Consider the following 10,303-nt stretch of genomic DNA (forward strand, 5'->3'; position numbering starts at 1 on the left):
ACGACAGCGAGCTGGTCTGGCTTAAGGTAATCGGTCCCCAGAAGGTCGAGATGGTGGCAAGGAGGCTCACCACCGAACATCGAAGTGGGGCCAGAACTCGCTCTCCCGATCACTGATGAGAACGAGCACGACCAACGGGCTATGGAGGTAGGCGCCTGCGGCTCAATGCGGCCGGAGAAGCTTGAGCACCTACGAGGGCCGACTGTCCAGCGCCGACCGTCGTTGAGCGGGAAGGCGTACTGCCGATCTACCGGGGGCGCTGGACCATGCCCGTTGGATGGTCCGGTAGTCGATCACGGCGATGCCCTCCTGTTGGAGGAGTTCGTGAGCCTTCGGCGAGGTCAGGAACTCGTAGTCGGTTCGGCGTACGCGCCAGCCGCTGTCGATCGCCTGCGACTCCTCGCGGCCGACACTGGGATGCACCGCCCATTCGCTGAGCCCGGCCGGCAGGTCGCGTAGCAGATGGGCGTATCGGGCCGGCTTGCCCTCGATGCTGAGGGAAAAGCTGTCCAGGAACTCGTTGTCGGTGACCGGCAGGCCCCGCTGTCGCATCTTCTGACGTCCGGGTTCGAGCCAGACCCGCACCGCCAGACCGTACTCCGCGGCCAGCGCCACGGTCAGGTCGAGGATGTCGTCGCGCCCGCCGTCGGCCAGGCAGTGGAAGTCCAGATGCGTTGGTGTGAGCCCGGCGTCGGCCACGGCGTTGATCTGTGCGCGGAACTCAAGCTCTACCTCGTCGAGACGGGCCTGGGCGAGGAACTCGGAACGCCCCGCGGGTGTGGATATGAACAGTTCGCCCGAGTCGTCGAGCAGTGAGGGCACTTTCTCCTTCGCGGTCAGCGGCCCCCACCGGTAGTGGGCCGTGTCGCAGACCAGCGTGAGGTGGATCCCGAACGGGATCTCCGGCCGCCCGCGAAGCAGACGCATGGCGTGCGGCGCCGATGGACACGGCACCATCAGACTGCACGAACTGGCGATCCCCTGCTCGATCGAGTCGATCACCGCGACGTTGATCGCGTCGTACATCCCGAAGTCGTCGCAGTTGACGATGAGCACCCGGGCGTCAGGAGGGAAGCCCAGCAGTTCGCTCGACTGCACCAAGGGTGCGGCGGGCTCGACGGCATGTCCATCCATGCCCGAAGTGTGAACCGCCGGCAAGAGGTTACGCACGGGAATTAGTCGCATCCCTGATAGTGCCGTTCGGTGGCGTCGATGTAGTCGTGGAGGGCCTGGCGGGAGCGGATGAGCGTGTCGATGTGTCCGTCCAGCCCATGCAGGCGTGCTCGTAGGACGGCCAGGAGCTCGGGGCAGGATTCGAGGTCGGGGGCCGCGCCGGTGGCACAGGGCAGCATGAACCCGATTTCCTGGGTCGACAGTCCGGCTTCGAGCAGCCTCCTGATCTGAGTCACGGTCAGGACGGCATCGTTGGTGTACTCGCGGTAGCCGTTGGCGCCGCGGCCAGGCTCAAGCAAGCCCTGGGCCTCGTAGTAACGCAGCTGATGTGCGTGAACTCCGGTCCGCCGGCTCAGCTCCCCGATCAGCATGCTCACTCCTCCTTGACCTTCATATCGGTGTGAACGTTGAGGATTCCGCCATGACCACCAACGCACCTCGAAGGAGCGCATGATGCGGAATCGCGATGCCGGCCACACTCCCGTGACGGTCATAGGCCTGGGTCTGATGGGCCAGGCGCCGGCCCCGGAGCATTCCTGCGCGACGGGCATCCCACGACCGTGTGGAACGGCTACGCGGCGATGATCGAGCAGTTCCGCAAGCCCTCAAAGGTGCGACCATGACCAGCTGCCGGCCCGGTATCGCCGGGAATAGCCGGCATCCGATCACGACTTGGCAGGGGACATGACCGCCACATCATTCAACCCACGTACGCTGCTCGCGGAAAGTCGACTCGGTGTCCTCGCAACGATCAAGTCGGACGGCCGCCCCCAGCTTTCCCCCGTCATGCCCTTCTACGACCAGGAGGCCGATCTCATCTACGTCTCGATGACCGAGGGACGAGCCAAGACGACGAATCTACGTCGGGACTCACGAGCCACGCTGGAGGTCACCAGCCCCGACGGCTGGGCGTGGGCCACCGCCGAGGGCATGGCGACACTCACCGGGCCGGGGACCGACCCCCACGGTCCCGAGGTCGAGGCACTGGTGGACTACTACCGCATCGCCGCCGGGGAGCACCCGGACTGGGACGAGTATCGGTCGGTGATGGTGTCCGACCGTAGGGTGCTTATGGCAATGACGGTCGACCACGTGTACGGCGCCAAGCTCCGCTGACAGCGCTCCGCAGAAGCTTCGTATGTCCAGGTCCACACCGGCGACGGTGAGTAAGCCGTGCGCTGCTGCGGACACGATCACCGTGGTGCGCGCGCTGCCAGACGAGCCTCACCAGCGCGCGGCCCGGCGAACCTGCGAATTCTCCTGAACGGCCCCAAGCCCTCACCCGCCCTCGCTGCGCTTTTGACCTCCCCGCACCGCACGAGACCCGTACCGCTGAGCGGACCCACGCACACACTCGCCGCGTACGATGTCGCGCTCCCCAACCGTGACCAGATCCGGATGTTCGTACACCACTTCCCTGGCCGGGCTCTTACAACAGGGAACCGAGCTTGGGGTCGTACTCCCAGTGCCAGGGTTCGAAAGGACTGACATAGGCCCACTGGGGGTGGATCCAGCCGAACCTCTTGCCGTTGGCCTCCACCCAGTTGAACTCGGCCGAGCGGAAGCGCTCGACGCCCCCGCACAGGTCGACCGCGAGCCCCAGGCCGTGGTTGCTCCGTCCGGGAACCGCGGCGAAGCCGGGGCGGCGGTAGTAGACCGACTGCTGCTCGGCCAGGCTCCGGTAGCTGTCGGTCACGCACATGGGCTTGCCGAACCGCCGCTTGTACGCCTCGTTGAGGCTGATGAACGCGAGCGCGGCGTCACCGCGCAGCTGGTTGCCCGGTTGCTGGAGCGGGCAGAGGTACGCCTGCGGGATGAGCCCGTTGGGAAAGTCGCCCATCGAGGTCGCCCTGGTCGGGTCACACCCGGCCGCCGGCTGCCCATTCTTATTGATCTTGACGCCCAGCTTCACCAGCGCCTTGGTCAGGGACTGCACGATCTTCTGCGAGCGCGCCCTGAGCGTCTCGATCTCGGCGCCCATCTGCGCCTCCGCGAGGAGGTTGGTCGCCCGGAGCTCCTGCGCCTCGCCCGCCAGCCGCTCCCGCTCCAGCTGCAGGCGACTGCTGTCCTTGAGGATCAGGTCCTGCTCGGCAACGAGCTGGGTGACACCGGCCATGGCCCGCAGGGTGTTCGTGTTGGACTCGCCGGACAGGAAACCGGCCACGTCCCCGCCGAGGGGTTGCTGATAGAGGAGCCCGACCAGGTCCGAGAGCGGCTGCCGTACCTGCTCGAAAGCCCTCTCGGCCGCCTGCAGCTCCCTCAGCTTGGCGGTGAGCTTCTTTTCCGAGTCACGGATCTGGGTCCGCCGCTGCTCCAGCGCCTTGGTCGCGGCCTCAAGGTCCTTTGTCGCCTTCTCCGCCTCGCGACGCAGCTCTGTGAGATTCACCGGATCGGCGACGACAACGGCCTGAACCTCCGCCGGCGCCCGCTGCGCGACAGCGGCCCCCGGCAGGAGGGAAAGCATCGTCGCGACGACGGCGATCAGACCCGCTGATCGACGAGGTGGCACGTTCGACCCCTCCGTTTGCGAACTCGTGACCTGGGTCAGGCACGCACGCTACTACAGCTGGCCAACTACCCGGGCCAGACCTCCACAGCCGTTATGCGCCGAACACCCCTTTTTGCGACCAGACAAGTCAGACTTCTTGCCGCGCGTGCTCCTTACAGACCTCCCAGAGCCACGTCCCCCGCCACTCCACCGGGCAGCCGTCCCAGGGCTCCCGCCCCTCCCGGGGCTCAGGCTCCACAGGCGGCCGCAACGCGGCCCTCCGCGGCCCTCTGGGGCCTTTGGGGACCCTCACGGGTACGACCACATCCGCCTCGTCCACACTGTCCGGCTGGCCCGTTTGACCTGACCGCCCCAGTTGGTTCAGTTGACCGAGTTTGCCCGATTGACTTGATCGCCCCGGTTGGCCCGGTTGGTTCAGGTAGCCGGGTTGCCTCGGCTGGTTCAACCCACCCAGTTCGCCCGTCCCACCGAGCCTGCCACCCCCACTCGCCGAGCGGCCCACGTCCGATTTTGCGGCGACCGGCATCCACCCCCCGTACACCCGCTCCGGCCGCAAGGGCGGAGGCAGCAACCTCGGCCCGAACACCCCGCTCCGCACCGCCCCAACCGCGACCGGCACCACCGCCACCACGTCCCCCGCCGCCCCCTCGCCCAACAGCCCCACGCCCTCCCTTGCCACTCCCTCACCCAGCAACCCCGCCTCCTCCCTCGCCCCCCTCTTGCTCAGCAACCCCACGCCTTCCCTCGCCACCCCCCCGTCCAGCAACCCCGCCTCCTCCCTCGCCCCCCTCTTGCTCAGCAACCCCACGCCTTCCCTCGGCACTTCCTTGCTCAGCAACCCCACGTCTTCTCTCGGCACTTCCCCATCCAGCAGTCCAGCGTCCTCTCCCGGCACTCCCCCACTCAGCAGCCCCGCGCCCTTCTCCGGGACTCCCCCGTTCAGCCCCACGCCCTCCCCCGCCCGGAGCCCCAGGTCATCCCCAGCCCTCATCCAAGGCTCCGCACCGCCCTCAGCTCCCACCCGAGACGCCTCACCACCACTCCCTGGTCGGGACATCGCACCATTCCAGGCGCCTTCCCGGGATCCCTGCCGCCCCCCGCGCCCCTCGCCCCCCACCTTCCCCGACACCTCAGGCCCCGTACCGGCATCAGCCATCCGGATGGCCGCCTCGTAGCCCGTGAGCTCGGCCACCAGCAACCCCCCGGCCAGAAGCGCGGGCGCCAGCATCGCGCCACACAGCACCGCCGGCCGCAGCGCCCGGCGCCCACGGATACGCTTCCGTCTCCTGTCAATCACGGGGCGTGACGCTAACCCCGCCCAACCTCGCACACCCGCCCACTTGCCGCCCTTTTACTCCAGCTCAGCGAACCGATAACCCGAAGTCCGCCCCGAACACCCCCTCCAAGCGCGCAACCACTCGCCACTTTCGCTACTCTTACTAGGAGCCCCTGCCTCCGTAGCTCAGGGGATAGAGCACCGCTCTCCTAAAGCGGGTGTCGCATGTTCGAATCATGCCGGGGGCACCTAGTTGATCTTGTGATCTGCCGTCTGACCTGGGAGTTCTTCCCGGGTGCAGCTTGCATCCCTGTGCAGCCGTAGGCCGCCGAGGGTAGCCCTGAGTCGCCGTTCACGGAATATGCACGGGATGATCTTGTGGCCCCGTTTGCCGGGTTAGGCCTCGAAAGCAGAGCCTCGGACCCTGCGGGGCTCTCCACTAAGTCTGAACGCCTCCGAGGCCTTGCCGATCTGCCCATGGGCGACGCCATCCAACCCGCCGAGGCGCCCTGACAGAAGATTCACAGAGCTCCGCCCCCTGTACCCCAGGCCCCTCAGAGATGAGCCGGAAAGGTACCGGTGGGAGACAGTCCCCCGCCCACTTCGAAGGGGTGCGAGGCCAGCCGCCCAAGCTCAAGCCGCCGAATGCGGACAGGACAACAAGCGAGAAACGGAAGGTAACCGGAGCTACGCATACGCGCGGGACGGCACCAGATGTTCAGCTCAAATGGTCAATGGCGATGGCCAGGCTTTCTGCATTATGTGCCACAGAGGATGCGCCAGCACGCCGAAGGCGTGGACTCACTTCGCCATGACTTCTCCTTGCCCGCAGGGACAGAAATCACTCACTTGTGGTAGTCCTGTCATCCCCTCACGTTACAGTGATGGCGTGGCGTACAGCACGCACCGGGACCTCGGCCGGAAGATTGCTCAGCTCTTAGGCCCAACAATTGGTGCTCCGCGCATCGCGAAAGTGTTCAGAGAAACTGTGCAACCCGATCATGCCTGGCTTCTTCGAGCGCTGAGCCAGCCGTGGCGAGGGCACACTACTGACACTGATGCAGTCCTTTATTACCTCCTCCAACTTACAGTTAGTGCACAACTCGATATATGCACAATTAACTTAGATGGATCGGCCGGTCGAGACGATGATCAAGATGGCCACCAAGACACTCTCGATCGCACACTAACCGACCATGATTTGTCCGCCGTTGTAGACCCAAACCAGCACAACGCCGATTGCGATGGCGGTATAGTTGCCCACGCGAATATTACGGGGATTCGATTCCTGCTTCGACCTTACGACGAGAGCACATATCAGAATTTCCAACGCTCTTTCAACATGGTCCGCCAAGCACGACACAGGTTCCTCGTTACTGAGATTAAATCTCCAGAGTTAGGCCAGTTCGAAGGGCAGACCGGTCTCGTTGAAGAAGCCGGTAATGAGGTCGGGCCGGTACTGCATGCGTTTCAGCCGGGTCTTGATGATCGCGTTGAGGCGTCCAGGCCGGTGACTCTCAGGTTGCCCAGCCCGGTGCGGAGGTTGGCCCAGATGCCCTCGGCCGGGTTGAGTTCGGGCGCATAGGCGGGCAGCCGGTAGACCGTCAGCCAGTCCCGGGCAGCGATATATGACCGCATCGCCCGACTGATATGGGTGTTCAAGTTGTCCCATACCAGCACGATCGGCGCGCCGAGCTGCTGATGAGCGGCGTCCAGCAGGCCGGCATAATCGCGTTCGGCGAAGCTGCGGCGCTCACCCTTGTGGCCCCGATGCAGCCGGATCCGATAGATCAACCGGCTGCGCCGCCGGGGTTTGCAGCAGACCAGGCCGGCGATCGATACCCGGCCCGAGCCCTTGCCCGACACGGTCACCACCGGCGGGTGTCCCCGCCGCGACCAGGTCCGCGCCTTGGGCGGTCTCAGGATCTGGCCGGCTTCGTCCTGGAAGCAGATCCACGCGTCCTGAGCCGCCGCCGTCCTTTTATCCGCTGCCACTGCTCGGTCTTCCACCAGGTGATCACCACCTCGTCACGCTCGGTGGCCCGGTGCACGCTCATCTGCGGCGACCAGCCCATCCGGTGCAACAACAGCGACACCCCGCGCAGGCTGTAGCGGATACGAAACAGCCGGACGATCAACTCGGCGATGCGGGCCAGTGTCCAGCGCTGATCCTCACCCCAGCCGTGCGCGGCCGGTCCGGCCTTCAGTTCGGCCTCCAGTCGCTCGCGCTGTTCCTCGTTCAGCCGACACGGCCACCCGGCCGGTCCTTTGGAGGCCAGCGCCGCGGTTCCCCCGGCCTGCCAGGCGCGATACCAGCGGCTGGCCGACATCGGCGAGACCCGCAGCAACCGCGCCACCTCGGCCTGCGACGTCCCCTGCGCGTACATCTCCGCTGCCTGCAGCCGCACCGCCTCGCGTCGCGCTCGATCTTTGGCGGTCAATCCACCGCCTTCCGGATACCTCATAACTCCGGCATACCGAACACGAGGTCATCCAACGGTCATAAATCACCGTCGATGATCTAACTCCCGAGCTTCAACCTCAGTAGCTAGTTCGGTGAGCAGCCTCCGCAACTTGCCCGCCGTGTGTCGCGAGCCCAGGCCTTATCGGCCAATTTGGATGGCGGCTGGATGTGATCACTGAGAAGATTGGTCAACCTTTACCTTTCCGGAGGCTGGCGATGAAGGCGAACGAGACGACGCTCCGGAAGCTGATTAAGGGGGAGCAGCAGCTACTGATCCCGCTCTATCAGCGCCACTACGCGTGGGAACGCGAACAGCTCTTGCAGCTATGGGCGGACGTCATGGCGCAGGTCGACGTCCTGGCCGAGAACCAGAGCGAGGCGCCGAGCCACTTCCTTGGGTCGATCGTCCTCGCACCGGGGCCTGACTTGGCACCTGGCTGGGATCAGTGGATCGTCGTGGACGGCCAGCAGCGACTGACAACCTTGATGCTTGCCTTGTGTGCAATCCGTGATCACATTGCAGCTGAAGACCCCGACTACCGTGCACGGATCGACAATCTCCACCTGCTCAACACCTTCGAGAAGGGCGAACGTCGCTACCGCCTGCTGCCCACCCAAGTGGACCGGGCGGCGTTCAAGGCCTGCGTCGACGGTGAGCTGGACGGCCTGGCCGACAGCCAGATCGGCAATGCCTACCAGTTCTTCAAGACCATGCTGGTCAAGTTCGACGATCCCGCAGATCCACACGACATCCAGCGCGTGGCCACCGTGCTGCTCGACAGGCTCAACCTGGTGCAAATCCTCGTCGAGAAGGACGACAACGCCTTCCGGATCTTCGAGTCGATCAACAACACCGGCATGAGGCTCAGCCAGGTCGACTTGATCCGCAACTACGTCTTCATGTGCCTGCCAACGACCGGACAGCACGTCTACGACGCGTTCTGGCGCCCTATCCATAAGCGTCTCGACGCCAAGTCCATGGACCAGCTCATGTACCTGGTGCTGGTGCTCCGCCAAGGCGACGAAGCACAGTTCAACGCGACCTACCGCGGCCATCAGCGGCTGCTGTCGGCCATGGCCGGTGACGAGAGCAAGGTCGAAGCGTACGTGCGCGAACTCTCGCGGCGGGCCCGTCACCTGGAACGCATTCTGAACCCGAGCATGGAGTCGCCGATCGATGACCGGTTGAGGTTCCTGAACGCCTGGCAGGCGAGTACGGCCTACGCACTAGTGATGCGTCTTCTGGAGTTCCTCGAAGACGACCACGCGACCGAGGACGAAGTCGCCGAGGCGCTCCTGTATGTCGAGAGCTTCCTCGTCCGCCGATTGATCGCGGGAGTAACGACCGGGAATCTGAACCGCATCTTCCAGCGCCTCACGATCCAACTATCGCCGGACGAGCCGGTTGCCCAGGCTGTACGCGAGGCGCTGTCGCCGGCGCGACTCTACTGGCCATCAGACGCGCAGCTTCGCGAGGAGATCCGCAACCGAGCGTTCTACTGGCAAGGCCGAGCCGCCCAGCAGAAGCTGGTGCTGCGGCGCCTCGAGGAGGTCCTCAAGAGCAAGGAAGCCGTGGACCTCTCCGACAAGAAGATCACTATCGAACACGTCCTGCCACAGACGCTCACCCCGGAGTGGCTGACCGAGCTGAGCGAGGCCGAGGATCCGGACCTCATGCACAAACAGCTGGTTCACACCCTGGGCAACCTCACCCTTAGCGGCTACAACTCCGAGCTCGGCAACATCCCCTTCATGAAGAAGCGGGAGCTGCTTGGGCACAGCGGCATTGCGATGAACCAGGAGATCGCCATTCTGGAGCACTGGGGCAAGGCCGAGATATTGGAACGGGCGAACCGACTGGCGGACCGAGCCATCCAGACCTGGCCCGGCCCTATAGAGGCCGACCGCGGTCCAGCGACTTCGCGCGACTGGACGCTGCTCTACAACGCACTGGCCGCCTTGCCACCCTCGACGTGGACGTCATACTCCGCTCTCGCCGAGCTGATCGGCTCCCACCCGGTGCCGGTAGGCGTCCACCTCGCCACTGTCACGGCGCTCAACGCTCACCGCGTGCTCACCAAGTCCGGACAAATCTCGCCGGGATTTCGCTGGCTCGATCCGAATGACACGCGTGACGTTCGTGATGTCCTCCTTGCCGAAGGGATCAAGTTTGACGAGGCCGGGCGAGCCAATCCCGATCAGGCCGTCAGCGCACGCGAGCTGGCAGAGCTCTTGGGCCTGCCGGGCGCGGCGGACCTCGCTGAAACCGAACTGGATAACACCGGGGACGACCCTGGAAGCCTTGATGAGCGTGAAGTCCGCTTCTTGACCCAGCTCAACGAGCAGAGCGGCCCTCAAGCGGCCGGTGCCGTACAGAAAGTTCTCGACCACTGGCGGGCCGCTGGCCATGAGATTCAATACGGCTCGGCCGCTGCCGCCTCATGCGCGCCCTATATCAAAGTGGATGGCAAGCCGATCGCTCCCATCCGCTTCTACACGAAGGTCGTCGAGGTGCCGTTCGGCACGTTGAAAAAGCGCCCGCCCTTCGATGCCCTGGTCTTGCGAGACGAACTACGACAGCGGCTGAACGGCGCCCCTGGCCTGGACATCCCCGTGGCCAAGCTGGAGCTGTATCCGTCCTTCAAGATCACCCAACTCGTTAACGAATCGGTCTACGACGTCGTCGTTGCTGCACTTGACTGGTTCGCTGTCCAAGTCCACTGAGGGCAGGGAAGCGTCGGCCGGTGGTGTGGACGCGCAGCCGGAAATCCACAGCGTCGAGCGCCGCCACCGTCCGCCTGAACCTGCGCGCACACCTTGAAATGAGGCGCGGGCACAAGGTTCGTGAACGGCTGCGCAGCGGCAGCCTCCAACTCCCTCG

General features: G+C 65.0%; 7 protein-coding genes and 1 tRNA gene. 3 read left to right on the forward strand and 5 right to left on the reverse strand.

Annotation, left to right across the window (positions count from 1 at the left end; genetic code table 11):
* Positions 1–189: 189 nt before the first annotated feature.
* A complete protein-coding gene (locus ABT061_RS35770; protein WP_350926434.1) occupies positions 190–1,134 on the reverse strand; it encodes a polysaccharide deacetylase family protein in 945 nt (314 codons plus the stop codon).
* 41 nt (positions 1,135–1,175) lie between these two features.
* Positions 1,176–1,544, reverse strand: coding sequence for a MerR family transcriptional regulator (locus tag ABT061_RS35775; RefSeq protein ID WP_350926635.1), 369 nt, complete (start codon positions 1,542–1,544; stop codon positions 1,176–1,178).
* Positions 1,545–1,857: 313 nt separating this feature from the next.
* Here ABT061_RS35775 and ABT061_RS35780 point away from each other — a divergent pair, with 313 nt between their 5' ends.
* Positions 1,858–2,289, forward strand: a complete 432-nt coding sequence (locus ABT061_RS35780) for a PPOX class F420-dependent oxidoreductase (RefSeq protein ID WP_350926436.1) — start codon at positions 1,858–1,860, stop codon at positions 2,287–2,289.
* Positions 2,290–2,602: 313 nt separating this feature from the next.
* On the opposite strand, the gene ABT061_RS35785 is transcribed toward ABT061_RS35780, so the two are convergent.
* Positions 2,603–3,682 (reverse strand): D-alanyl-D-alanine carboxypeptidase family protein, encoded by a 1,080-nt coding sequence (locus tag ABT061_RS35785; RefSeq protein WP_350926438.1) that lies wholly within the window; start codon positions 3,680–3,682, stop codon positions 2,603–2,605.
* Positions 3,683–5,133: 1,451 nt separating this feature from the next.
* Between ABT061_RS35785 and ABT061_RS35790 the strand changes: the two genes are divergently transcribed.
* A tRNA-Arg gene (locus ABT061_RS35790) sits at positions 5,134–5,206 on the forward strand.
* 1,222 nt (positions 5,207–6,428) lie between these two features.
* Here ABT061_RS35790 and ABT061_RS35795 read toward each other — a convergent pair.
* Together ABT061_RS35795 and ABT061_RS35800 are read right to left on the reverse strand one after the other, a co-directional pair.
* Positions 6,429–6,968: a transposase gene (locus ABT061_RS35795; RefSeq protein WP_350926440.1), complete on the reverse strand. Its 540-nt coding sequence runs from the start codon at positions 6,966–6,968 to the stop codon at positions 6,429–6,431.
* Positions 6,878–7,399 carry a helix-turn-helix domain-containing protein gene (locus ABT061_RS35800; protein WP_350926442.1) on the reverse strand — a complete coding sequence of 174 codons (522 nt, stop codon included), beginning with the start codon at positions 7,397–7,399 and terminating at the stop codon, positions 6,878–6,880. The genes ABT061_RS35795 and ABT061_RS35800 overlap by 91 nt, the downstream gene beginning before the upstream one ends.
* A 239-nt stretch (positions 7,400–7,638) precedes the next feature.
* On the opposite strand from ABT061_RS35800, the gene ABT061_RS35805 reads away from it, so the two are divergent.
* Positions 7,639–10,146, forward strand: coding sequence for a DUF262 domain-containing protein (locus tag ABT061_RS35805; protein ID WP_350926444.1), 2,508 nt, complete (start codon positions 7,639–7,641; stop codon positions 10,144–10,146).
* Positions 10,147–10,303 lie beyond the last annotated feature (157 nt).

The sequence above is a fragment of the Streptosporangium sp. NPDC002544 genome (assembly GCF_040295965.1).
Taxonomy (GTDB): domain Bacteria; phylum Actinomycetota; class Actinomycetes; order Streptosporangiales; family Streptosporangiaceae; genus Streptosporangium.